This window comes from Acidovorax sp. DMC1, assembly GCF_056314325.1.
In genome coordinates this window covers 47,350-71,479 of sequence record NZ_JBQUYO010000012.1, presented here as the reverse complement: position 1 = coordinate 71,479, position 24,130 = coordinate 47,350, and the positions used below count along the sequence as shown (strand labels likewise).

The window sequence follows — 24,130 nt, the reverse complement described above, 5'->3', positions numbered from 1 at the left end:
CGGGTGGAGGGCTATGGGGTGTCGATCATCAAGGCGGGGGCACGCATCGTGGGCCATGACGGTGGGCCGGTGCGGGCACCGCTGGTGGACCTCAAGCCCAGCGAGATGGAAGAGCTCAAGGCGCTGATTGACAAGCTCGGGCCGCAATGAGCGCGGCCTGCTGATTCATTTCCCTCCCCATCCACACCCAAGGCCCCGCAGAGGGTCTGCCATCACCACTTTCGGAGACATCCTCATGTTGATTGCCAAGAAACTGTTGCTCGTTGCTGCCGCTTGCGGCCTTGCGTTTGCCGCGTCCGCTCAGACCAGTGCGCCCGCCGCCACCTGGCCCGATAAGCCCGTGACCATCGTCGTGCCGTTCCCGGCCGGCGGCTCCACCGACATGGTGGCCCGCGCCATGGCCCAACACATGGGCGACAAGCTGGGCCAGAACTTCGTGGTGGACAACCGCCCCGGTGCCACGGGCACGCTGGGGGCGGGGATGGTCAAGCGCGCACCGGCCGATGGCTACACGCTGCTGGTGTCGTCGCTGGGCGCCTTTGTCGTGGCTCCGCACCTGCTGAAGACCGTGCCGTACGACGCCCTCAAGGACTTTGACTACATCACCGTGCCGGTACAGGCGCCCAACGTGCTGGTGGCCGCCCCCGGCCAGAAGGCGCGCACCGTGAAGGAGGTGATCGCCCAGCTCAAGGCCAACCCGGGCAAGGTGAGTTTTGCCAGCTCGGGCAACGGCTCTTCGGACCATCTCTCGGCCGAGGTGTTCTGGCAGCAGACCGGCACGGAAGGCCTGCACATCCCCTACAAGGGCGGCGCGCCGGCCATCAACGACCTGCTGGGCGGACAGGTGGAGTTCTCGTTCCAGAACGTGAACGCCGTGCTGCAGCACATTCGCGCGGGCAAGCTGCATGCGATTGCTGTAACGGGTGACAAGCGCAGCCCCGTGCTGCCCGATGTACCCACCTTGGCTGAGGCCGGCGTGACTGGTGCCGAGGTGTATTCGTGGCAGGGCATGGCCGCGCCCAAGGGCCTGCCCCCTGCGATCAAGAAGAAGCTGTCGGACGCCGCCATCGCTGCCATCAACGACCCCGCCGTGAAGAAGCGCATGCTGGACCAGGGCCTGGAGATTGTGGCGAGCACGCCCGAAGCCTTCACCGCCTACCAGGCGCGCGAATTCGCCCGTTGGAAGACCGTGATCGAGACCCGAAAAATCACCGCTGATTGAGCTCTGCCACGAGGCGCCGGGGTGCGCCTCATCTTCGTTTTCTGACCACCATGACCAACTCTTCCCATCCTTCTGCCACCAGCACCCCCGTCATCACCGAGCTGCGCGTGGTGCCCGTGGCGGGCTACGACAGCATGCTCATGAACCTGAGCGGCGCGCACGGCCCGTTCTTCACGCGCAACCTGCTCATCCTGCGCGATAGCGCGGGCAACACTGGCGTTGGCGAGGTACCTGGCGGCGAGAAGATCCGCCAGACCATCGAGGATGCGCGACCGCTCATCGTGGGCCAGCCCATCGGCCACCACAATGCCGTGCTCAACGCCATGCGCGCACAGTTTGCCGACCGCGACGCGGGCGGGCGCGGCCTGCAGACCTTTGACCTGCGCATCACCATCCATGCCGTGACGGCGGTGGAGTCGGCGTTTCTCGATCTGTTAGGCCAGCACCTGAACGTGCCCGTGGCCGCGCTGCTGGGCGAAGGCGTGCAGCGCACGTCAGTGCAGATGCTGGGCTACCTTTTTTATGTGGGCGACCGCACCCAAACCGACCTGGCCTACCGCACTGAGCCCGGCGCCGACAACGACTGGTTCCGCCTGCGCAACGAAAAGGCCATGACCGCCGAGGGCATCGTGCGCCTGGCCGAGGCCGCGTACCAGCGCTATGGCTTCGCTGACTTCAAGCTCAAGGGCGGTGTGCTGCGTGGCGAAGAAGAGGTCGAGGCCATCCGCGCGCTGCACGAGCGCTTCCCTGAAGCGCGCGTGACGCTGGACCCCAACGGCGGCTGGCTGCTGAAGGATGCCATCCGCCTCACGCGCGACCTGCATGGCGTGATGGCGTATGCCGAAGACCCTTGCGGCGCCGAAGGCGTGTTCTCGGGCCGCGAGGTGATGGCCGAGTTCCGCCGTGCGACCGGACTGCCGACTGCAACGAACATGGTGGCCACCGACTGGCGCGAAATGGCGCACAGCCTGGCACTGCAGTCGGTGGACATTCCGCTGGCCGACCCGCACTTCTGGACCATGGCCGGATCGGTGCGCGTGGCGCAGATGTGCCAGGCCTTTGGCCTGACCTGGGGCTCGCATTCCAACAACCACTTCGATGTCTCGCTGGCGATGTTCACCCATGTGGGCGCTGCCGCGCCGGGGCGCGTCACGGCCATCGACACGCACTGGATCTGGCAGGACGGCGAGCGCCTGACCCAGCAGCCGTTTCAGATCAAGAATGGTTTCATCGACCTGCCCGAGAAGCCGGGTCTGGGTGTGGAGCTGGACATGGACGAAGTGGAGCGCGCCCACCGCCTGTACCTGCAGCATGGCCTGGGCGCACGCGACGATGCCATCGCCATGCAGTACCTGATCCCCGGCTGGAAGTTCAATAACAAGTCGCCTTGTATGGTGCGCTGAGGCGGGTGGAAAACACAAAGCCCTCCAATGGAGGGCTTTGTTGTTGATGCAGGGCTGGGGGATCACGCCATCCGGTCTTCCGCCCGTCGCCGGGGCAACTGGCGCTTGACGGACGGGCGCTGCAGGCGCTGCTTGGGGTCCACCCCCTCAGGCAGGCTGGTGGCGCGCTGCAGTTGCAGGTGGGCCACCAGGCCGCCGGTGCTGGAGTTGGCCAGCGCAAAGATGCCGCCCATGCGCTGCACCGTCTTGTCCACAATCGACAGCCCCAGGCCCGCGCCCGCCGCCGCCGTGCGTGCCGAGTCGCCCCGGAAGAAAGGCTTGGTCAGGTTGGACAGTTGCTCGGGCGGCACGCCCGGGCCATGGTCGCGCAGCTTGATCAGCACCCAGTTTTCGCGGCTCTTGGCGGCGATGTCCACGTTGGTGATGCCCGTGTCCTCGTTCTTGCCGTAGCGCCTCGCGTTTTCCAGCAGGTTGGAGATCACCCGGGCCAGTTCCACTTCATCGGCCAGCACGTTCAGGTCTTCCGGCACCGCCATGGTGATCTGCAGCTCGCGGTGGTCCTGCACGGCATACACACACGATGACACCACCGCATGCAGGTTCACAGGCGTGAGCGTCACGTGGTCGGGCCGTGCGTAGTCCAGGAACTTGTCGATGGTGGCGTCGAGCTGCACGATGTCGGCGACCATGTGCTCGCGGGCCACTTCGTCGGTCACGCTCATTTCCGTCTCCAGCCGCAGGCGCGCCAGGGGCGTGCGCAGGTCGTGCGAAATGCCTGCCAGCATCACGGCGCGGTCCTGTTCCAGCTTGGCCAGCTTTTGGGCCATGCGGTTGAAGCCGATGTTCACCTCGCGGATTTCGCTGGTCACCACTTCTTCGTCCAGGTGGCTGGCAGCAAAGTCACCGTCTTTGACCCGGTTGGCCGCATACGACAGCTGCTTGAGCGGGCGGTTGATCAGCCGCGCAATCGCAGCGGCACCGGCCAGCGACAGCGCGGCGGCCGTGATCAGCCAGATCAGCCAGGTGCGCCCGCCTGCCGGGCTGAAGCGCGAGCGGTCCATCAGCAGCCAGTTGGGGTCGCCATTGATGTTGAAGCCGACCCACAGGCCGTTTTCTCCGTTCACGCTTTGCGCGACGATGGTGTCGGGGCCCAGGCGCATGGTCAGCTCGTCGGTCAAGCGGTTGCCCAGGGCGGTGGGGTCTAGCAGTGCGTACTTGTCTTTGGGCTCACGTGGCAGGATGCGCACACCCTCCTGGTCGGCCATGGTCTTGATGAGCGACACGCGCGCGATGGCGTCGGAGTGCACCAGCGCCGCGCGACTCAGGTTGACCAGCGATGCAATCTGCTGCGCGGTCTGCAGTGTGCGCGGTTCGAACTCCAGCGCGCGCAGGGTCTGCAACCACGCCAGGATGCTGCCCACCAGCAGCAGGGCCAGCAGAAAAAACGTGCGCCAGAAAAGGTTCAGACCGACGCGCGCACGCTGTTCCCGCGCCCGCCGAATGGCCTCCAGCGGGGCAGGGCTGGTGGCGTCGGAGGGGGCGGTGACATGCTTGCGGGACGAAGATCTCGGCTTGCCCTCAGTGTTGGCCATGAACTATCAGCTCGTTCCGTCCGGTACGAACACGTAGCCCACGCCCCAGACGGTCTGGATGTAGCGGGGCGCTGCGGCGTCTACTTCCACCAGCTTGCGCAGGCGAGAGACCTGCACGTCCAGGCTGCGGTCAAAGGGCTCGAACTCGCGGCCGCGTGCCAGCAGTGCCAGCTTTTCGCGCGACAGGGGCTGGCGCGGGTGGCGCACCAGGGCCTTGAGCATGGCGAATTCGCCGGTGGTCAGGGGCAGCTCTTCGCCATTGCGCTGCAGGGCGCGGGTACCCAGGTCGAAGGTGAAGGGGCCAAAGGTGACCACTTCGTTGTCGCCCGAGGGGGCGCCCGGGGCTTCTTGCGCAGGGCGGCGGCGCAGCACGGCGTGGATGCGGGCGAGCAGTTCGCGCGGGTTGAAGGGCTTGCCCAGGTAATCGTCGGCGCCCACTTCCAGGCCCACGATGCGGTCCACGTCCTCGCCCTTGGCGGTGAGCATGATGATGGGGGTGCGGTCGTTGGCGGCGCGCAGGCGGCGGCAGATCGACAGACCGTCTTCGCCGGGCATCATCAGGTCCAGCACGATGATGTCCACCGTTTCGCGCAGCAGCAGGCGGTTGAGGGCCTTGCCGTCTTCGGCAACCATGACTTCAAAACCCTCTTGGGTGAGGTAGCGACGCAGCAGGTCGCGGATGCGCGCGTCGTCGTCCACTACCAGAACTTTGTCGGTGCGATTGGGTGTTGTGGCCATGTTGATCTCAAGTCCAATTTGTAACAGAGCCAATTCTGACCAGTTGGAACGCCGAAGTTCGGGTTTGAAGGCCAGGTTTGACCAACTGTTACAAGTTTTGCCCAGCTTCGCACCTCGTGCGACATGGCTTTGTCAAGGGCGTCGCGCACAGCGGTTAAGGTGGTGTCCCGCACTCCTGGCAACCAGGACGTGCACCGATGACAAGGACCGCGTGATGATGAAAAACACTACCAAATTGATAGCTGCCAGCGCATTGATTGCCTGCGCAAGTGCCGCGTTTGCCCAAAATGCACCAGCGCCTGAGCTGCGCAATGTTGTGCAGTTGTCGGCCACAGGCACGGTGGAGGTGCAGCAGGATCTGCTGGTGCTCAACCTCGCTACCAGCAAGGAGGCTGCCGATGCGGCCACCGTGCAGACCCAGCTCAAGCAGGCGTTAGACGCGGCCCTGACGGAGGCCAAGCGCAATGCGCAGCCCGGCCAGCTGGATATGCGCACTGGCCCGTTCGGGCTGTACCCGCGCTACGGCAAGGACGGCAAGATCAACGGTTGGCAGGGACGTGCCGAACTGGTGCTGGAGGGGCGTGACTTTGCACGCATCACGGCCACTGCCGGCAAGATCCAGACCCTGGCGATCAGCCAGGTGGCGTTTGGCCTGTCGCGCGAAGCCCGCGCCAAGGTGGAATCCGAGGCCCAGACCCAGGCCATCGAGCAGTTCAAGGCCCGGGCCGCCGAGCTGGCCAAGGGCTTTGGATTTGCCAACTACAGCCTGCGCGAAGTGGCCGTGAACAGTAATGAAATGTCGCCCGGCCCCCGACCCCGCATGATGGCGGCCGAGGCCAAGGTGGCGTCGTTCTCGGACTCTGCTGTGCCGGTGGAAGCGGGCAAGGCCCAGGTCACGGTGAACGTGTCGGGCTCAGTGCAGATGCGCTGAGGGCACCCGGGCCGCTGATTTGCCCTGTTTGAGGTGAAAATGGCTGCAAGCGCTAGTGCAATAAGCGCTGGCAGCTATCAAAAATAGAGCTAAATGCTCTGTGCAGGCTCCGCGCAGGCTTACTGCGCAGCCCAGCCACCGTCCATGTTCCACGCCACGCCACGCACGTTGTTGGCGGCGGGGGAGCAGAAGAACACGGCCAGTTCGCCCAGCTCTTCGGGCGTAGTGAACTGCATGGAAGGCTCCTTTTCGCCCAGCAGCAGCTTCTTGGCTTCTTCGTTGGAGATGCCATGTTCAGCGGCCTTGGCATCCACCTGCTTTTGCACCAGCGGCGTCAGCACCCAGCCAGGGCAGATGGCATTGCAGGTCACGCCCGTGGTGGCGTTTTCCAGAGCGGTGACCTTGGTCAGGCCGACGATGCCGTGCTTGGCGGCCACATAGGCAGACTTCTGAGCCGAGCCCACCAGGCCGTGCACCGACGCCACATTGATGATGCGGCCCCAGTTGGCGCTCTTCATCGCGGGCAGGGCCAGGCGCGAGGTGTGGAAGGCGCTGGTCAGGTTGATGGCGATGATGGAGTCCCAGCGCTCAACGGGGAAGTTCTCCACATTGGCCACATGCTGGATGCCTGCGTTGTTGACCAGGATGTCCACGCGGCCGAACTGGCTGGCGCTGTACTTCATCATGTCTTCGATGTCGGCCACACGGCTCATGTCCGCGCCGTGGTACGCCACCTGGGCCCCTGCGGCCTCACCGGCGGCCAGCACTTCGGCACGCGGGCCATCCACATCGCCAAAGCCGTTGAGCACGATGTTGGCACCCTGGCGCGCCAGGGCCTTGGCGATGCCAAGACCAATGCCGCTGGTGGAGCCGGTGACGAGGGCAGTTTTGCCTTTCAGCATGGGAGTCTCTCCGAATGAATTACGATGCAACGCAAGAAAAAGTCGGCACCCAAGGGCAAGCAATGGGTGCCAACGACCACGGCATTATCGAGCGCTGCCCCCGGATTTCGCACCCATGATTGAACCTACGCTGAACTACGTACTGTGCCCAGGCCCCGCGGCTGCGCCGGAGACTCCAGACCGCGCACCCGCTCCCGCACAGCAGCACCGCATGGCTTACTGGGAGTGGAACGCCACCGGCAACCCGGTGCACCCGCATGTCATCGTCTGCGTGCATGGCCTGTCGCGCCAGGGGCGGGATTTCGACGTGCTGGCCCGGGTGCTGAGCCAGCATGCACGGGTGGTCTGCCCCGACGTGGTGGGCCGAGGCCGCAGCGACTGGCTGGCCGACCCCATGGGCTACCAGATTCCCCAATATGCGGCGGACATGCTGGCATTGCTTGCGCAGTTGCACCAGCAAGCCCCGATCACCACGCTGGACTGGGTGGGCACGAGCATGGGCGGGCTCATCGGTATGGGCATCACCGGCCAGCCTGGCCTGCCTTTGCCGGTGCCCGTGCGCCGGTTGGTGCTGAACGATGTGGGGCCCGTCATCCAGTGGCAGGCGCTGCAGCGCATCGGGCAGTATCTGGGGCAGCCTGCACGGTTTGCGTCGCTGCAGCAGGCGGCCGATGCGATGTGGGCTATCTCCACCAGCTTTGGCCCCCACACGCCGGCCCAGTGGCTGGAGCTGTCGCGTGCCATGGTGCGTGAGCTGCCGCAGTCCGCCGGAGGCGGCTTGGCGCTGCACTATGACCCGGCGATTGCCGTGCCTTTCAAAACGCTGACGCAGGAGGCTGCAGTGGCGGGCGAGGCGGCGCTGTGGCAGCTGTATGACCACATCACGGCCCAGACGTTGCTGTTGCGCGGTGCGCAGTCCGACCTGCTCTCGCGCGAGACGGCGCAGGCCATGGCGCAGCGCGGGCCCCGTGCCCAGGTGGTGGAGTTTGAAGGCGTGGGTCACGCGCCCACGCTGGTGGCGCCCGATCAGGTCGCCGCAGTCGCGGATTTCCTGCTGGCGGCAGAAGGTGCTGTGGCCGGATGAAAACCAACCCCCCTGCGCCAGCGTCTCTCACCCCCCAGACCGACGCTGTCCCTCAGCTCATCGCCGCCACGGCCCACACCCTGCCGGAGCAGGTGAACGCACTGGCGCGTGCGCGCGCGTTTGCCGAACCGCTGATGGCGGGCGAGACGCTCGACTCCGGCGAGAACACGCTGGCCCATGCCGATGCGGTGGCCGCCATCCTCAAGGGCATTGGCGGCTCTGAAGCCATGCAGGCGGCCAGCTATCTGGTGCATGCCTGCATCCATCTGAACAAGCCCGAGGAAGTGATTGCCAAGGCGTTTGGCGCCAACTTTGCCGCGTTGGCGGTGGAGACCACCAAGCTGATGCGCGTGCAGCAGCAGGCCCGCGCGGCTGCGCCGCTGGACGACCCGGCCGTGCAGACAGAGAACGTGCGCAAGATGCTGCTGGCCTTCTCGCGCGACCTGCGTGTGGTGATGCTGCGGCTGGCCTCGCGCTTGCAGACGCTGCGCTTTCACGCGGCCAGCAAGCGCCCCGTGTCGCCCAGCCTGGCGCGCGAGTCGCTGCAGGTGTTTGCGCCGCTGGCCAACCGCCTGGGCATCTGGCAGGTGAAGTGGGAGCTGGAAGACTTGTCCTTCCGCTTTCTGGAGCCCGACACCTACAAGGAAGTGGCCCGCCTGCTCGACGAAAAGCGCGGCGAGCGTGAGGTCTACATGGAGCAGCTGCGCGCGCGGCTCGAATCCGACCTGCGCGCCCGCAGCATCAGCGCCACCGTCGCGGGCCGGCCCAAGCACATCTACAGCATCGTCAAGAAGATGCGCGGCAAGTCGCTCAACTTCGACCAGGTGTTCGATATCCGCGCGTTGCGCGTGGTGGTGCCCACGGTGAAGGACTGCTACGCCGCCCTGAGCTGGGTACATGAGCAGTTCAAGCCCATCGTGGAGGAGTTTGACGACTACATCGCCAAGCCCAAACCGAACGGCTACCAGTCGCTGCACACCATCGTGCGGGACGACAACGGCAAGCCCATCGAGATCCAGATCCGCACCCAGGCCATGCACGAACACGCCGAGCATGGCGTGGCAGCGCACTGGGCCTACAAGGAGGCTGGTGCCAAAGGCTATGCGGGTGTGTCTGCGACGGGCGAGTACGACGCCAAGATCGCCGTGCTGCGCCAGTTGCTGGCATGGGAACGGGACCTGGCCGGCGCGTTGCCCAACCGGGGCCTGTTCGAGGACCGCATCTACGTGCTGACCCCCGATGCGGCCGTGGTGGAGCTGCCCCAGGGCGCCACCCCGGTGGACTTTGCCTACTCGGTGCACACCAGCCTGGGCCACCGCTGCCGGGGCGCCAAGGTCGATGGCGTAATGGTGCCGCTCAACACGCCGCTGCAGAACGGGCAGACGGTGGAAATCTCCACCGTCAAGGAAGGGCGCCCCTCGCGCGACTGGCTCAATGCCGAGCTGGGCTATCTCACCAGCAACCGCGCCAAGGCCAAGGTGCGCGCCTGGTTCAACGCCCAGGCCACGCACGAGACCATCGCCCGGGGGCGTGAGGCGGTCGAGAAGCTGCTGCAGCGCGAGGGCAAAACTGCCGTCAAGCTCGATGACCTGGCGGTGCAGCTGGGCTTCAAGTCGGCCGATGCACTGTTTGAAGTGGTGGGCAAGGACGAGTTTTCGCTGCGCAACATCGAAACGGTGCTGCGCCCGCCCGAGCCCGTGCTGCAGCCCGACGACTACCTGCTGCTCAAGAAAACCCGCACCAACGATTCGGCCCCCAAGGGCGGTGTGCTGGTGGTGGGCATCGACTCGTTGATGACGCAACTGGCCAAGTGCTGCAAGCCCGCACCGCCAGACACCATTCGTGGCTTTGTCACGCGCGGCAAGGGGGTGAGCGTGCACCGTGCCGACTGCAGTAACTTTCGCGAGATGGCAGCACGCAATGCCGAACGCGTGATCGATGTGGAGTGGGGAGCGCCCAAGCCTTCGGCATCGACCGCGGTGTACCCGGTGGACGTGGCGGTGGAAGCCGCCGACCGCCAGGGCCTGTTGCGCGATATCTCGGAAGTGTTTGCGCGCGAAAAAACCAACGTGATCGGCGTGCAGACCCAGTCCGTCAAAGGCACGGCCTGGATGACCTTCACGGTGGAAGTGTCGGACTCGGGCCGCCTGAACAAGGTGCTGGGCATTGTGGCGGGTGTGCAGGGCGTCCGTTCTGCCCGCCGGCGTTGATGTGATGCGCTCGCGGGCTTTCCTGTGAGCCCGTTCCCCGCGCATTGTGTGATTTGTAGCGCGTCGAGCCCGAATGGCTGTTTTTTATGGCTATAATCGTGGTCTTGATAACGACAGGCGCGTAGCTCAGCTGGTTAGAGCACCACCTTGACATGGTGGGGGTCGTTGGTTCGAGTCCAATCGCGCCTACCAAGTTTTTTCTGAAAGAGACCAGCTTTCAGTCCGAAAAAAACTTGGCACAGCACCGCAATCGGTGTTCACGCAGCAAGCCACCGCAAGGTGGCTTTTTCGTTTCTGCTTCTGGCTTCTTGCGTCCTGGGCTTTTGTTGGGGCACGGAGCGCAAAAGGCTGCACGTCATACGGCGCCTCGCGCATCAGTCGCCCACGCGACACATTGGTGCGCGGCATCATCAGGGTATTCCTTTGCCGCTGCCGCGCAGCAGTCTCCCTAGAATGTGCTGCACTGCAATACATGGGTTTTGAGCCCGAGGAGTTCGTTGTGTCCGAACCGAAAAGCGCTGCGTCCAAATCGACCCAGCGTGTCATCAAGAAGTACCCCAATCGCCGTCTGTACGACACAGACACCTCCACCTACATCACGTTGGCCGAGGTGCGCCAGTTGGTGATGGACCACCAGAACGTGGTGGTGCGCGACGCCAAGACAGGCGAAGACCTCACGCGCAGCATCCTGCTGCAGATCATTCTGGAAGAGGAGGCGGGCGGCGCCCCGATGTTCACCGAGGCGGTGTTGGCCAACATCATCCGGTTCTATGGCCATGCCATGCAGGGTTTCATGGGCGCCTACCTGGAGAAGAACGTCCAGGCCTTTACCGATGTGCAGGCCAAGCTGGCCGAACAGTCGCAAAGCGTGACGCCCGAGATGTGGTCGCAATTCATGAGCCTCCAGTCGCCCATGCTCAAGGGCATGATGGGCAACTACGTCGAGCAATCGCAATCCATGCTCACGCAGATGCAGGAGCAGATGCAAAAGCAGACCGAGCAGATGTTGGGTGCGTTTGGACTGAAAAGATAATCCCCGAGGCGCCTGCACGCCTGGCCTCCAGGTGGCGCCGCTGTTGTGGTGGCGCCGTCCTTGAACGGTGGCAGCGGGCTGGTGCAGCACCGGTTTCGGAGGTTGCGGGAGGTGGCAAACCTTGCAGTGAATCAGCAATCCTGACCGCTCCACGCCGGAACTGGGACAATACGGGGATATGAGCGAAGCAATTGCCCCCACCAAAACACCCAAAGTCGGATTTGTCAGCCTGGGCTGCCCCAAGGCTTTGACTGATTCCGAACTGATCCTCACGCAACTGAGCGCCGAGGGTTACGAAACCTCCAAGACCTTCCAGGGCGCGGACCTGGTCATCGTCAACACCTGCGGCTTCATTGACGATGCTGTCAAGGAAAGCCTGGACACCATCGGTGAAGCCCTGGCCGAGAACGGCAAGGTCATCGTGACCGGCTGCCTGGGCGCCCGCACGGGTGACGATGGCGGCAATATGGTGCGGCAGATGCACCCCAGCGTGCTGGCCGTGACGGGACCGCATGCGACGCAAGAAGTGATGGACGCCGTCCACCTGAACCTGCCCAAGCCGCACGATCCGTTTGTGGATTTGGTGCCGGGCGGCTTTGGTGTGGCGGGCATCAAGCTCACGCCCAAGCACTACGCCTACCTCAAGATCAGCGAGGGCTGTAACCACCGCTGCACCTTCTGCATCATTCCCTCCATGCGTGGCGACCTGGTATCGCGCCCCATTGGCGATGTGCTCAGCGAGGCCAAGGCCTTGTTCGAGGGCGGCGTGAAGGAGCTGCTGGTCATCAGCCAGGACACCTCGGCCTATGGCGTGGATGTGAAGTACCGCACCGGCTTCTGGGACGGCAAGCCCGTCAAGACCCGCATGCTGGAGCTGGTGCAGACGCTGGGCGAGATTGCTGAGCCCTACGGTGCCTGGGTGCGCCTGCACTATGTGTACCCCTACCCGAGCGTGGACGAAGTGATCCCGCTCATGGCCACGGGCAAGGTGCTGCCGTATCTGGACGTGCCCTTCCAGCACAGCCACCCCGACGTGCTCAAGCGCATGAAGCGCCCCGCCAGCGGCGAGCGCAACCTGGAGCGCATCCTGCGCTGGCGCGAAGCCTGCCCAGAGCTGGTCATCCGCAGTACCTTCATTGCGGGTTTTCCGGGCGAGACGGAAGAAGAGTTCCAGCACTTGCTCGACTTCGTGCGCGAGGCGCAGATTGACCGTGCGGGTTGCTTTGCCTACAGCGATGTGAATGGTGCTGCGGCCAACGAGCTGCCCGGCATGCTGCCGATGGAAGTGCGCGAAGAGCGCCGCGCCCGCTTCATGGCGGTGGCCGAGGAAGTCTCGATTGCCAAGCTGCAGCGCCGCGTGGGCGCGACCATGCAGGTGCTGGTGGACCACGCGCCGGCTTTGGGCAAGAAGGGTGGCCGGGGTCGCAGCTACGCCGATGCGCCCGAGATCGATGGCGTGGTGCACCTGCTGCCGCCCGAAAAGATCAGCAAGCAGCTCAAGGTGGGCGAGTTCACCAAGGCGCGCATCGTCGGTACGCAGGGGCACGACTTGGTCGCTGTGCCGGTGTGACGGCGCTGTAGGGGCTAAATGCTACTTTTTTGGTAGCTTGAGGCGCTTGTCCGTCAGGCGCCAGACCACAAAAATGACCCATAAAAAAGGCTTCCCGAGGGAAGCCTTTTTTATGGCTGGGGCAGAAGGTGCCTCAGACGCGCTTGCGGTATTCGCCGGTACGCGTGTCGATTTCGATCTTGTCGCCCTGGTTCACGAACAGGGGCACGGCCACTTCGAAGCCGGTAGCGATCTTGGCGGGCTTGAGCACCTTGCCGGACGTGTCGCCCTTGACGGCAGGTTCCGTCCAGGTGATTTCACGTTCGATGCTGGTGGGCAGTTCTACAGAGATGGCCTTGCCGTCGTAGAACACGACTTCCAGCGCCATGCCGTCTTCCAGGTAGTTCAGCGAGTCGCCCATGTTTTCGGCTTCCACTTCGTACTGGTTGTACTCGGTGTCCATGCACACGTACATGGGGTCGGCGAAGTAGGAGTAGGTGCACTCCTTCTTGTCCAGGATCACGTTGTCGATCTTGTCGTCGGCCTTGAACACGACTTCGGTGCCGAAGTTGCCGATCAGGCTCTTGAGCTTCATGCGCACGGTGGCTGCACCGCGGCCGCCGCGGGCGTATTCGGTCTTCAGGACCACCATGGGGTCCTTGCCGTGCATGATGACGTTGCCGGCGCGGATTTCTTGAGCGATTTTCATAGCAAGTTGCTTGGGTTGGGGCCGCTCAACGCGCGGGCTGGCAAACCGCCTGGTTTGCGCGCCGGTGCATGTTCTGCGGCGAAAGTGCGCAGGGCGTGGGCACTGACATGCCGCGCCTGATTTGCGCAAAACCTCGGATTTTACCGTTTTTCGGTGACAAAGCCCAAAAGTTGCGCCACAAGGTTGTCCTGCGTCAGCAGGCGCGCACGGGCTGCGCGGGTGCAGGCGGTCCACTCGGCCAGGGTGTCGTCATCGGGCCATTGCAGGGGCGCGGCGTCCAGCCCGTTCCAGGTGGCATGGAATCGCCGCAGCGACTCTGGTGCCTGCAGCCAGTCCAGAAACGCCCAGAGCTTGTCGTGGTGGGCGTTGTCGTGCTGCGGATAGATGTGCCACACAAAGGCCTGGCCCGCCCACAGCGCGCGCACCAGCGAATCCTCGCCCCGCACTGCGTTGAAGTCGCAGGCCCACAGCATCTCGTCAAACGCTGGCTGAGGCCGGTGGGGCAGGTAAGACAAGGACAGCTGCCCCCGCTTTTCATGCGGGAGTGGTACCGTTGCGCTGCTCATGGGGTCGGCCAAGGCTGCCCGCACGGCGGCGGCCGGGCGGCCGGGCGTGACCAATAGCTGGGTGGGCTGCTGCGCGCACTGCTGCAACAGGTCGGCGAGTGCCGCAGGCTCATAACAGAACAGCGACACCCAGTGCGTGCCCGGCGCTTCGTACCCCGCCCCGAACAGCGCCCGGTGCTCTGCACGCCAGGCGCTGCGGTCAAACGCCTCGCGCTGCTCCATCAGATGGGGCTCGCGCAGCAGGCCGCCGGTGCCAGCGGTAAAGCCGGGGTAGAAAAACCAGCGCGTCCACCCCGACGCCGGGCCCGACAGGATGGGCGAAGGCAAGCGGTGGGTGCGCTCCACGTAAGCCTCGGCGGACAGGTATTCCAGGTTGATCCAGACCGGTTTGGGACGTTTTTGCCTAGAAGTGCTAGTAGAAATTGCGCTATATGCTATGAATTCAGGAGCGATGTCGCCGCCGAACGCCTCCACCATCACATCGGGGGGGGACTCGTGCGGGCCCGGCGGCGGTGCGCCCCAGGGGCGTACTTCCACGCCAGGGCTTCCTGCAGGGGCCATCCATTCCAGCGCCGAGGCGTCGTCCACCCACAGGCGCACGCGGTGCCCCAGGCCCGCCAGCTGCGCCACCAGGCGCCAGCACACGCCGATGTCGCCAAAGTTGTCGATCACGCGGCAGAACACATCCCATTGCAGGGCAGGGAGGGGGCGGGGCAGGGTCATGGGGCGGAATTCGGTGGTTGCGCGCGCAGGTGGTCCACCAGCAGCCGCGCCACGCTGGAGAGGGATTCTTCCGAGCGCACGCACAGCACCAGCTGCCGGTGCGCCCAGGGCTCGCTCAGCGTGACCACGCGGATGGGCTGCGAGCCCTTGTACAGCGCGGCGCTGCCACGCGGCATCACGCCCACGCCCAGGCCGGCGGCCACCATCAGGCACAGCGCGTCGTAGCTGGTGACCTGCATGCGCAGGCGCAGCGGCAAGCCGGCTTCCGAGGCCGCGCGGGTCAGCTGGTTGTTGATGGCGCTGCCCGGGTGTGCGCCCACAAAGTCGTAGGGCAGGGCGTCGGCCAGCCGGGCCGACTTGCGGCGGGCCAGCGCATGGCCCGTGGGCACCACCAGCACCAGCTCGTCGGTGCGGTAGGGCAGCTGCACCACGCGGTCGCCGTACTGGCCCTGGTTGAGGATGCCCACGTCGGCCGCGTTCTCGGCCACCGACTGGGCGATGGCCGTGCTGATCTGCTCCTGCAGCCGCACGTCCACCTGCGGGTGCAGCGCCATGAAGCTCTGCAGCTGCGCGGGCAAAAACTGCGTGATGGCCGAGATGTTGGCCACCACCCGCACATGGCCGCGCACGCCCGCGCCGTAGTCGCGCATCTGGCTGGCGATGCCGTCCAGGTCGTTGAGCACACCACGCGCCAGGTTCAGCAGCGCGTAGGCGGCAGCCGTGGGCTCGGTGCCCTTGTTGCTGCGGGTGAACAGCGCCACACGCAGCGCGTCTTCCAGGTCGGCCAGGCGACGGCTCACGGCCGATGCGGCGATGTGCTCGCGCGCGGCGGCGGCGGCGATGGTGCTTTCTTCCATCACCGCCACAAACAGGCGCAGGGAGACGGGGTCGAGTTTCATGGGGGCCTGATGGTAACAAGCGCAGCCACTGCCATGCCGGTTTGCGATGGCATCTTGTTGCTTGAGCGATTTACGGCCCCGCGCGCCCTGCGCATCATTCGCCCCGAGCCACCCCGGCGTGGGGCTGGCCGCAGGAGACAACCCCACCCATGGATTCCATTGCTTCCCCCGCCGCACTGCAAGGCGTGCGCGTCATCGAAATGGGCCAGCTCATTGCCGGGCCGTTCTGCGGCAAGACGCTGGGCGAGTTTGGCGCCGACGTGATCAAGATCGAAGCGCCAGAGACTGGCGACCCCCTGCGCAACTGGCGTTTGATCAAGGAAGGCACCTCCGTCTGGTGGCAGGTGCAGTCGCGCAACAAGCGCTCCGTGGCGCTGGACCTGCGCCAAAAGGAAGGCCAGGACATCGCCCGTCAGCTGATTGCCGAGGCCGATGTGCTGGTCGAGAACTTCCGCCCCGGCACGCTGGAGGGCTGGGGCATGTCGCCCGAAGAGTTGCACCAACTCAACCCCGGCCTCGTGATGCTGCGCATCTCTGGCTACGGCCAGACGGGGCCCTACCGCGACCTGCCAGGCTTTGGTGCCATTGGCGAGGCCATGGGCGGCCTGCGCCATCTGACGGGCGAGCCCGGCCGAGTGCCGGTGCGGGTGGGCGTGTCGATTGGTGACACGCTGGCGGCGCTGCACGGCACCATCGGCGTGCTCACGGCGCTGTACCACCGCAAGGTCAACGGCGGCAAAGGCCAGGTGATTGACGTGGCACTGCACGAGGCCGTGTTCAACGTGATGGAAAGTCTGATCCCCGAATACAGTGCCTTTGGCGCCGTGCGCGAGGCGGCAGGCAGTGCGCTGCCGGGCATTGCACCGAGCAACGCGTACCCCTGCACGGACGGCTGGGTGCTGGTGGCGGGCAATGGCGACAGCATCTTCAAGCGGCTGATGGACGCGATTGGCAGGCCCGACCTGGGCGCCGCACCCGATCTGGCCAACAACACCGGCCGCGTGGCGCGTGTGGAAGAGATTGACGCTGCGATTGGCGCCTGGAGCGCGCGGCGCACCGTGCAGCAGGTGCTGGATGCATTGGGCGCCGCCCGCGTGCCTGCGGGCAAGGTCTACACCGCCAAGGACATCGCCGAAGACCCGCATTACCGCGCCCGCGACATGCTGCTGACCCAGCAGACGCGTGACGGCTACAGCGTGGAGGTGCCGGGTATCGTGCCCAAGCTCTCGGCCACGCCGGGCACCATCCGCAGCAGCGCGCCGCACCTGGGCGATGACACCGATGCGGTGCTGGCAGAAATGGGGCTCAATGCCGAGCAGATTGCATTGCTGCGCAGCAAAGGAGTCGTGCAATGAACGCACCCAGCACCGTTTGGCAAGGCGCAGGTCGCCGCATCCACATGCAGGAAGTGGGGCTGCGCGATGGCCTGCAGATGGAAAAGGCCTTCGTGCCCACGGCTGACAAGATCGCGCTGTGCAATGCACTGTCTGCAGCCGGGCTGTCCAAGATCGAGGTGACTTCGTTCACATCGCCTACCGCCATCCCCGCGCTGAAAGACGCCGAGATGGTGATGCGCGAGATCACGCGCCGCCCTGGCACGGTCTACACCGCGCTGGTGCCCAACCTGCGCGGCGCCGAGCGTGCCATCGAGTCGCGCACGGATGAACTGAACCTGGTGATGTCCGTCAGCGCCACCCACAACCTGGCCAATCTGCGCATGACGCAGGAACAGTCGTTCGCGGCGCTGGCGCAGGTGGTGGCCCTGGCGCAGGGCGCCAACGTGGCGGTGAATGTGTCGCTGTCGTGTGTGTTCGGCTGCCCCATGGAAGGCGATGTGGCCCAGGCCGATGTGTTTGGCTGGGTGCAGCGTTTTGTGGACGTGGGCGTGTGCGGCATCACGCTGTGCGACACCACGGGCATGGCCTACCCCACGCAGGTGCACCAGCTCACGGCGGCAGCCCGCGCACGCTGGCCGGGGGTGGAGTTCACCCTACATTTCCACAATACGCGCGGCATGGGCCTTGCCAATGTGCTGGCGGCCATCGACGCGGGTGCTGACCGGTTTGATGCGTCCCTGGGCGGCCTGGGAGGTTGCCCCTACGCGCCGGGCGCCAGCGGCAATGTGTGCAGCGAAGAGATCGTGCACGCGCTCGCGCTGATGGGTTACGACACGGGCGTGGACCTGGCCCGACTGGTGGCCGCCGCGCAGCAGTTGCCTGCGCTCATCGGCCACGACATTCCGAGCCAGATCGCCAAGGCGGGGCCGCGCTTGACGCTGCACCCGGTGCCTGCCGATTTCGATGCCATCCGCGAAAGAGCGCTGTCCCGCTGAATGCGGACGCGCCAGCACCCCCCATCACAACAGGAGACAAAACCATGACCTTCCCCGCCCCACTGTCCCGCCGCCTCTTCACGGCTGCCGTGTTGTGCTCTGCCGCCTTTGCGGCGGGCGCGCAGGACAAATACCCCTCCAAGCCCATCACCGTGGTCGTGCCCCAGGCCGCAGGCGGTGCCAACGATGCCATTGCGCGCGTGGTGGCGCAAAAGCTGGGTGAGCAACTGGGCCAGAGCGTGATCGTGGAGAACCGCCCTGGTGCGGGCGGCACACTGGCGACCGGCGCCACGGCCCGAGCTCGCAACGACGGCTATACGTTGCTGCTCACAGCCGACAGCGCCCACGTGATTGGTCCCGCGCTCTACAAGAACCCCGGCTTTGATCCCGTGAAGGACTTTGCCCCCGTGGCGCCCGTGGCGACTGCGGGCTATGTGCTGGTGGCGCACCCTTCGTTCCCCGCCAACACCGTGGCCGAAATGGTGTCCCTGGCCAAGGCCAACCCCAGCAAGTATTCGATTGCCTCGGCGGGCAACGGCACGCTGAACCACCTGATCGGCGAAATGCTGCAAAAGGCCGCAGGCATTCAGTTGCAACACATTCCCTACAAGGGCTCCGCCGCTGCCGCCACCGACGTGGTGGGCGGACAGGTGCCGCTGTCGGTGCAAAGCCTGCCGTCGGCCATTGCGTTCATCAAGGCGGGCAAGCTCAAGGTGTTGGGCGTGGTCAATGAAAAGCGCGTGGCGGCGCTGCCCGACGCTCCCACCATTGGCGAGACGATCAAGGGCTTTGGCCAGGCGCCCTGGTATGCGCTGTTTGCCCCGGCCGGCACACCCGCGCCCATCGTCGCGCAACTGCAGGCCGAGGTGGCCCGCGCGCTGGAGCACAAGGATGTGGTCGAGAAACTGGCCACCGTGGGTTGTGAGCCCTTCAAGGGCACGGCGGCGCAACTGGCGGCGCTGGTGCAGTCCGACCTGCCCAAGTGGAGCCGCGTGGTCAAGGAAACGGGCGCCACGGTCGATTGACCGCGCACGCTTCTTGGCACCCAAAGGTTCCTCGCTTTTCAGATTTTTGACAACAACGACAACGGAGACATCGCTTTCATGACAACCACCCGCAAGCAGTTCACCACCCTGGCCCTCGCCGCGCTGGCCACGGGCTTTATCGGCCACGCAGCGGCGCAGGGCGCCTACCCCTCCAAGAACGTGACCCTGGTGGTGCCCACCGCCGCAGGCGGCACCACCGACCTGTCGGCCCGCATGCTGGCGCAGGCCCTGGCGCCGGTGCTGGGCCAGTCGGTCATCGCAGACAACAAGGGCGGGGGCAACGGCAACATTGCGGCCAGCGCCGTCAAGCGGGCTGAGGCCGATGGGTACACGCTGCTCATGCAGTACTCGGGCTACCACGTCATCTCGCCCCACATCACCAAGCAAAAGCAGTGGGAGCAGAGCGACTTCCAGCCCGTGGCCAACGTCATCTCCGCCCCGCAGATCATTGTGGTGCGGGCCGACCTGCCAGTGAAGACGCTGCCCGAGCTGATCGCCTACGCCAAGGCCAACCCCGGCAAGCTCAACTACGCCTCGTCGGGCAACGGCTCGCTGCAGCACGTCACGGGTGCCATGCTGGAGCAGCAGGGCGGCATCAAGATGGTCCACGTGCCCTACAAGGGCACAGGCCCCGCGCTGCAGGACCTGCTGGGTGGCCAGGTAGACCTGACCTTTGGGACAGCGCCGCCGTTTATGCCCCACATCGCCAGCGGCAAGCTGCGCGTGCTGGCCGTGACGGGCAAGCAGCGCCTGCCCAGCCTGCCCGATGTGCCCACCACGGCCGAAGCGGGCTACCCCAAGGTCGATGCCACTTCGTGGTTTGCGGTGTTTGCCCCGGCCGGCGTGCCCAAGGCCGTGGTGGACAAGCTCACGGCCGACATCCGCACCGTGGTGCAAAGCGCGGCCTTCCAGCAAAAGGCGCTGGAGCAGGGCGCCACGGCCGACTACCAGACCCCGGCGCAGCTGGGTGACAAGGTGAAGGCCGATCTGGCCAACTGGGCGCAGGTGGTGAAGACCTCGAAGATCGAGGCGGAGTGACCGAGGGGCGGTGTTTTTGATCAAAATGGCTGCAAGCGCTGGTTGAATATGCGCTGGCAGCTATTTTTTTGATAGTGAATGGGGCAGGCGGCGCCCGAGGCCACAATACGCGCCATGTCTGATGTGCATTCCGAAGAACTCCTGGCGCAGGTGGCTGCGCTGCCCGCGCTGCCGGGCGTGTACCGCTATTTCGACGCGCAGGATGCGCTGCTGTACGTGGGCAAGGCGCTCAACCTCAAGCGCCGGGTGTCCAGCTATTTCCAGAAGAACCATGGCGGCACCCGCATCGGCCACATGGTCAGCAAGATCGCGCGCATGGAGACCACCGTGGTGCGCTCCGAGGCCGAGGCGTTGCTGCTGGAAAACAACCTCATTAAGACGTTGAACCCCAAGTTCAACATCCTGTTCCGCGACGACAAGAGCTACCCCTATCTCAAGATCACCGGCACGCCGGGCGCGCACACACGGGGCGATGCGCCGGGGCAGGTGTTTCCGCGCATGGCGTACTACCGGGGCGCGGTCGATAAAAAGCACCGCTACTTCGGCCCGTACCCCAGCGCCTGGGCCGTCAAGGAAACCATCCAGCTGCTGCAAAAGGTCTTCCGGCTGCGCACCTGCGAAGACACCGTGTTTGCCAACCGCACGCGGCCCTGTCTGCTGTACCAGATCAAGCGATGCACTGGGCCCTGCGTGGACCTGATTTCGCCCGAGGCCTATGCGGCTGATGTGCAGCATGCCGAGGCACTGCTGCGTGGTGAAACGCAGGAGCTGCTGCAGGCGCTGGAGGCGCGGATGATGGCGCATTCGGACAAGCTGGAGTTTGAGCAGGCTGCCGAGGTGCGCAACCAGATCCAGGCGCTGTCGCGCGTGCTGCACCAGCAGTCCATTGAGACGGTGGATGACAAGGATGTGGACATCCTGGCGGTGCGCGTGCAAGGTGGACGCGCCTGCGTGAACCTGGCCATGGTGCGCGGTGGCCGCCACCTGGGCGACCGGCCGTACTTTCCGGTGCACGTCGAGGACGCTGCGGCGGTGTTCGAAGAAGAGGGCGGGGACGGTGCGGATGAAACGGTGGCTACCCCGTCTCGTCCGGTTCGCCCCGTGGAGGCCCTGGTGCTGGAGGCCTTCATTGCCCAGCACTACATCGGTGTGCCTGTGCCACCGCTGCTGGTGACCAGTGTGCCGGTGGACAAGGCCTTGCTGGACGCGCTGACCGAACAAAGTGGCCTGCGCGTGAACGCCATCCACCAGCCCCGCGAACAGCGCCGCGCCTGGCTGGACATGGCGCAGAAGAACGCTGACCTGCAATTGGCGCGGCTGCTGGCCGAGGAGGGCTCGCAGCAGGCCCGCACGCGGGCCCTGGCCGAGGCGCTGGACTTGCCGCCCGAAGATTTGGACCAGCTCACCATCGAGTGTTTCGACATCTCGCACACGGCGGGCGAATCCACGCAGGCGTCGTGTGTGGTGTTCCACCACCACAAGATGCAGAGCAGCGAATACCGCCGCTACAAGATCGAGGGAATCACTGGCGGCGATGACTACGCCGCCATGCGCCAGGTGCTCACACGTCGGTACAGCAAGGTGGTGGAGGCGCAGCGCGAGGAGGGGGGCATCGACTTTGCCGCGCCTGACGCGGAAGCTGGCGCGCCCACCCGCAAAGGGGCTGCGCGCCTGCCCGACCTGGTGCTCATCGACGGTGGCAAGGGCCAGGTGGGCGTGGCGCGCGAGGTGTTCACTGCGCTGGGGCTCGACCTGACCCGCATCGTGGGCGTGGAGAAAGGCGAAGGCCGCAAGGTGGGGCTGGAAGAACTGGTCTTTGCCGATGGGCGTGAGAAGGTCTACCTGGGCAAGGACTCGGCCGCGCTCATGCTGGTGGCCCAGATCCGCGACGAGGCGCACCGCTTTGCCATCACCGGCATGCGCGCTGCGCGCGCCAAGGTGCGTGTGGGCGGTGGGCAGCTCGAAGAAATTGCGGGCGTCGGCCCCAAGAAGCGCGCGCGGCTGCTGCAGCGGTTTGGCGGGGTGCGCGGCGTGGCGGCCGCCAGTGTCGAGGACCTGGCGACCGTCGATGGCATCTCACGCGAGTTGGCAGAAGAAATTTACAAGGCCTTGAGATAGGCCCCGCGCAGTTCCACGGCTGCGCCGTGACACAATCGCCGCCATGTTCTGGACTATCCCCACCTTGATGACCTGGACGCGCATCGTCGCGATACCTTTGATCGTGGGGGTGTTCTACGCGCCGCTGGAGCCAGCCACGCGCAATCTCATCGCCACGGTGATGTTCATCGTGTTTGCCGCCACGGACTGGCTGGACGGCTACTTGGCTCGCAAGCTTAACCAGACCTCGTCGTTTGGCGCGTTCCTGGACCCGGTGGCCGACAAGTTTTTGGTGTGCGCATCGCTGCTGGTGCTGGTGCATCTGCAGCGTGCCGATGTGTTCGTGGCGCTCATCATCATCGGCCGCGAGATTGCGATTTCGGCGCTGCGCGAATGGATGGCGCAGATCGGTGCGAGCAAGAGCGTCGCCGTGCACATGATCGGCAAAGTGAAGACCACGGTGCAGATGCTGGCCATCCCCTTCCTGCTGTACGACGGGCGCCTGTTCGGCGTGATCGATACGGGCGTGTGGGGCACCTGGCTCATCTGGGCCTCGGCGGTGCTCACGGTCTGGTCGATGGTGTACTACCTGCAGAAGGCGCTTCCCGAGATCCGGGCACGCGTCAAATAATTTTCAAGTCTTTGATGTCTAAAGCGCTAGTGAAATAAGCGCAGGCAGCTATATTTTCAGGAGCATCTGAATGGCGAAGCATCGCATTGCAGTCATTGCCGGGGATGGCATTGGCAAAGAGGTCATGCCCGAGGGGCTACGTGTGCTGGACGAGGCTGCGCGCAAGTTTGGCATCGACCTGCACTTCGACCACTTCGACTTTTCGAGTTGGGACTACTACGAAAAGCACGGCAAGATGCTGCCCGACAACTGGAAGGACCAGATCGGCGGCCATGAGGCCATCTACTTTGGCGCCGTCGGATGGCCCGAAAAGATCGCCGACCATGTCTCGCTCTGGGGTTCGCTGCTGCTGTTCCGCCGCGCGTTCGACCAATACATCAACCTGCGCCCCGCGCGCCTCATGCCCGGCGTGGTCGCGCCGGTGGTGCGCCGCGACGGCAGCCCGCGCCTGCCCGGCGAGATCGACATGCTGATCGTGCGCGAGAACACCGGGGGCGAATACTCCAGCATCGGCGGCCGCATGTACGAGGGCACCCCGCGCGAGATCGTGATGCAGGAGACGGTGATGTCGCGCCATGGCGTGGACCGCGTCCTGAAGTTTGCGTTTGAGCTGGCCCAGTCGCGCCCCAAGAAGCACCTGACCAGCGCCACCAAGTCCAACGGCATCGCCATCACCATGCCCTACTGGGACGAGCGCGTGGCCGAGATGGCCAAGGCCTATCCCGATGTCAAGGTGGACAAGTTCCACATCGACATCCTCACGGCCCACTTCGTGCAGCGCCCCGACTTCTTTGATGTGGTGGTGGCCAGCAACCTGTTTGGCGACATCCTTTCCGACCTGGGACCGGCCTGCACTGGCACCATCGGCATCGCGCCCAGCGCCAACCTCAACCCCACACGCACCATGCCGTCGCTGTTCGAGCCCGTGCACGGCTCGGCGCCTGACATCGCAGGCAAGGGCATCGCCAACCCCATCGGGCAGATCTGGTGCGGCGCCATGATGCTGGACTTCCTGGGGTACCGCGCTGCGCACGACGCTGTGCTGGCCGCGATTGAGGCCGTTTTGCAACCCGGTAGTGGTGCTCCTCGCACCCCGGATCTGGGTGGCACGGGCAGCACGCAGGATGTGGGCAAAGCCATCGCGCAGGCGCTCACAGCCCGTTGAGTACGGCTGGCTGCGGGGTGTCAATACGGAATGCTGCCCATACGGCGTGTTTGAGACAAAAACGCCCGCCAAGCCCTGTCGCAGCGTGAAATACGACTAGAATTCAAAACATCGCTGACGCAAAACAGCGTGTTGTATTGACACTCTGAAACTCGATGGCTTTAATCTGATGCAGCAGCCACTGCTGTGTATGCCAGTCATTCCCCCGCTTGTTCTCCACCAGCCCCCGGCTGTGCTTGCAAGCGTGTGAAGACCAGATA

Annotated in this window: 21 protein-coding genes, 1 tRNA gene and 1 pseudogene; 16 read left to right on the top strand and 7 right to left on the bottom strand. The window is 65.1% G+C overall.

Features of this window, described 5'->3' with window-relative positions:
* From ACT531_RS20760 to gudD, 3 genes and pseudogenes are all read left to right on the top strand, one after another.
* Positions 1-150: pseudogene (locus ACT531_RS20760) on the top strand (5-dehydro-4-deoxyglucarate dehydratase); the annotation flags it as partial.
* 85 nt (positions 151-235) lie between these two features.
* Positions 236-1,222, top strand: a complete 987-nt coding sequence (locus tag ACT531_RS20755) for a Bug family tripartite tricarboxylate transporter substrate binding protein (RefSeq protein WP_295944439.1) — start codon at positions 236-238, stop codon at positions 1,220-1,222.
* A gap of 50 nt (positions 1,223-1,272) precedes the next feature.
* Positions 1,273-2,625: a glucarate dehydratase gene (gudD, locus tag ACT531_RS20750; protein ID WP_476018647.1), complete on the top strand. Its 1,353-nt coding sequence runs from the start codon at positions 1,273-1,275 to the stop codon at positions 2,623-2,625.
* Positions 2,626-2,687: 62 nt separating this feature from the next.
* On the opposite strand, the gene ACT531_RS20745 is transcribed toward gudD, so the two are convergent.
* Positions 2,688-4,217, bottom strand: a complete 1,530-nt coding sequence (locus tag ACT531_RS20745) for a sensor histidine kinase (protein WP_015014740.1) — start codon at positions 4,215-4,217, stop codon at positions 2,688-2,690.
* Positions 4,218-4,223: 6 nt separating this feature from the next.
* Positions 4,224-4,955, bottom strand: a complete 732-nt coding sequence (gene ompR / locus ACT531_RS20740; protein ID WP_015014739.1) for an osmolarity response regulator transcription factor OmpR — start codon at positions 4,953-4,955, stop codon at positions 4,224-4,226.
* 217 nt (positions 4,956-5,172) lie between these two features.
* Here ompR and ACT531_RS20735 point away from each other — a divergent pair, with 217 nt between their 5' ends.
* Entirely contained in the window at positions 5,173-5,886 is a 714-nt protein-coding gene (locus ACT531_RS20735) for an SIMPL domain-containing protein (protein WP_476018648.1), read from the top strand.
* A 119-nt stretch (positions 5,887-6,005) separates the two neighbouring features.
* Here the strand turns inward: ACT531_RS20735 and ACT531_RS20730 are convergent, their stop codons facing one another.
* Positions 6,006-6,788: a 3-hydroxybutyrate dehydrogenase gene (locus ACT531_RS20730; RefSeq protein WP_060986609.1), complete on the bottom strand. Its 783-nt coding sequence runs from the start codon at positions 6,786-6,788 to the stop codon at positions 6,006-6,008.
* Positions 6,789-6,903: 115 nt separating this feature from the next.
* On the opposite strand from ACT531_RS20730, the gene ACT531_RS20725 reads away from it, so the two are divergent.
* The 3 genes from ACT531_RS20725 to ACT531_RS20715 all read left to right on the top strand — a co-directional run bounded on the left by ACT531_RS20725 (position 6,904) and on the right by ACT531_RS20715 (position 10,274).
* The gene (locus ACT531_RS20725; protein WP_476018646.1) at positions 6,904-7,872 is read left to right on the top strand and encodes an alpha/beta fold hydrolase; all 969 of its coding nucleotides are present in this window, start codon (positions 6,904-6,906) and stop codon (positions 7,870-7,872) included.
* On the top strand, positions 7,869-10,082 hold the full coding sequence (locus ACT531_RS20720; RefSeq protein ID WP_015014735.1) for a RelA/SpoT family protein: 2,214 nt from the start codon (positions 7,869-7,871) through the stop codon (positions 10,080-10,082). The genes ACT531_RS20725 and ACT531_RS20720 overlap by 4 nt, the downstream gene beginning before the upstream one ends.
* 115 nt (positions 10,083-10,197) lie before the next feature.
* Positions 10,198-10,274: transfer RNA gene (locus tag ACT531_RS20715), tRNA-Val, on the top strand.
* Here ACT531_RS20715 and ACT531_RS20710 read toward each other — a convergent pair.
* On the bottom strand, positions 10,269-10,493 hold the full coding sequence (locus ACT531_RS20710) for a hypothetical protein (RefSeq protein ID WP_476018645.1): 225 nt from the start codon (positions 10,491-10,493) through the stop codon (positions 10,269-10,271). The genes ACT531_RS20715 and ACT531_RS20710 overlap by 6 nt on opposite strands.
* A 61-nt stretch (positions 10,494-10,554) precedes the next feature.
* Between ACT531_RS20710 and phaR the strand changes: the two genes are divergently transcribed.
* Together phaR and rimO are read left to right on the top strand one after the other, a co-directional pair.
* Positions 10,555-11,115, top strand: coding sequence for a polyhydroxyalkanoate synthesis repressor PhaR (gene phaR, locus ACT531_RS20705; protein WP_476018644.1), 561 nt, complete (start codon positions 10,555-10,557; stop codon positions 11,113-11,115).
* Positions 11,116-11,293: 178 nt separating this feature from the next.
* Positions 11,294-12,685, top strand: a complete 1,392-nt coding sequence (rimO, locus tag ACT531_RS20700; RefSeq protein ID WP_476018643.1) for a 30S ribosomal protein S12 methylthiotransferase RimO — start codon at positions 11,294-11,296, stop codon at positions 12,683-12,685.
* A 133-nt stretch (positions 12,686-12,818) separates the two neighbouring features.
* Here the strand turns inward: rimO and efp are convergent, their stop codons facing one another.
* From efp to ACT531_RS20685, 3 genes are all read right to left on the bottom strand, one after another.
* Complete coding sequence (efp, locus tag ACT531_RS20695) at positions 12,819-13,373, bottom strand: elongation factor P (protein WP_015014732.1); 555 nt, start codon at positions 13,371-13,373, stop codon at positions 12,819-12,821.
* Positions 13,374-13,513: 140 nt separating this feature from the next.
* The gene (gene earP / locus ACT531_RS20690) at positions 13,514-14,662 is read right to left on the bottom strand and encodes an elongation factor P maturation arginine rhamnosyltransferase EarP (protein WP_476018642.1); all 1,149 of its coding nucleotides are present in this window, start codon (positions 14,660-14,662) and stop codon (positions 13,514-13,516) included.
* Entirely contained in the window at positions 14,659-15,561 is a 903-nt protein-coding gene (locus ACT531_RS20685) for a LysR family transcriptional regulator (protein ID WP_060985370.1), read from the bottom strand. The genes earP and ACT531_RS20685 overlap by 4 nt, the downstream gene beginning before the upstream one ends.
* 149 nt (positions 15,562-15,710) lie before the next feature.
* On the opposite strand from ACT531_RS20685, the gene ACT531_RS20680 reads away from it, so the two are divergent.
* The 7 genes from ACT531_RS20680 to ACT531_RS20650 all read left to right on the top strand — a co-directional run bounded on the left by ACT531_RS20680 (position 15,711) and on the right by ACT531_RS20650 (position 23,870).
* Positions 15,711-16,916, top strand: coding sequence for a CaiB/BaiF CoA transferase family protein (locus ACT531_RS20680; RefSeq protein WP_476018641.1), 1,206 nt, complete (start codon positions 15,711-15,713; stop codon positions 16,914-16,916).
* Complete coding sequence (locus ACT531_RS20675; protein ID WP_476018640.1) at positions 16,913-17,893, top strand: hydroxymethylglutaryl-CoA lyase; 981 nt, start codon at positions 16,913-16,915, stop codon at positions 17,891-17,893. Before ACT531_RS20680 ends, ACT531_RS20675 begins: the two co-directional genes overlap by 4 nt.
* 44 nt (positions 17,894-17,937) lie before the next feature.
* Positions 17,938-18,918, top strand: coding sequence for a Bug family tripartite tricarboxylate transporter substrate binding protein (locus ACT531_RS20670; protein ID WP_476018639.1), 981 nt, complete (start codon positions 17,938-17,940; stop codon positions 18,916-18,918).
* A 78-nt stretch (positions 18,919-18,996) separates the two neighbouring features.
* Positions 18,997-19,977 carry a Bug family tripartite tricarboxylate transporter substrate binding protein gene (locus ACT531_RS20665; protein ID WP_476018638.1) on the top strand — a complete coding sequence of 327 codons (981 nt, stop codon included), beginning with the start codon at positions 18,997-18,999 and terminating at the stop codon, positions 19,975-19,977.
* A 114-nt stretch (positions 19,978-20,091) separates the two neighbouring features.
* A complete protein-coding gene (gene uvrC, locus ACT531_RS20660) occupies positions 20,092-22,095 on the top strand; it encodes an excinuclease ABC subunit UvrC (RefSeq protein ID WP_476018637.1) in 2,004 nt (667 codons plus the stop codon).
* A 43-nt stretch (positions 22,096-22,138) separates the two neighbouring features.
* Positions 22,139-22,705, top strand: a complete 567-nt coding sequence (pgsA, locus tag ACT531_RS20655; protein ID WP_015014722.1) for a CDP-diacylglycerol--glycerol-3-phosphate 3-phosphatidyltransferase — start codon at positions 22,139-22,141, stop codon at positions 22,703-22,705.
* 70 nt (positions 22,706-22,775) lie between these two features.
* Positions 22,776-23,870, top strand: coding sequence for a tartrate dehydrogenase (locus ACT531_RS20650; protein ID WP_476018636.1), 1,095 nt, complete (start codon positions 22,776-22,778; stop codon positions 23,868-23,870).
* Positions 23,871-24,130 lie beyond the last annotated feature (260 nt).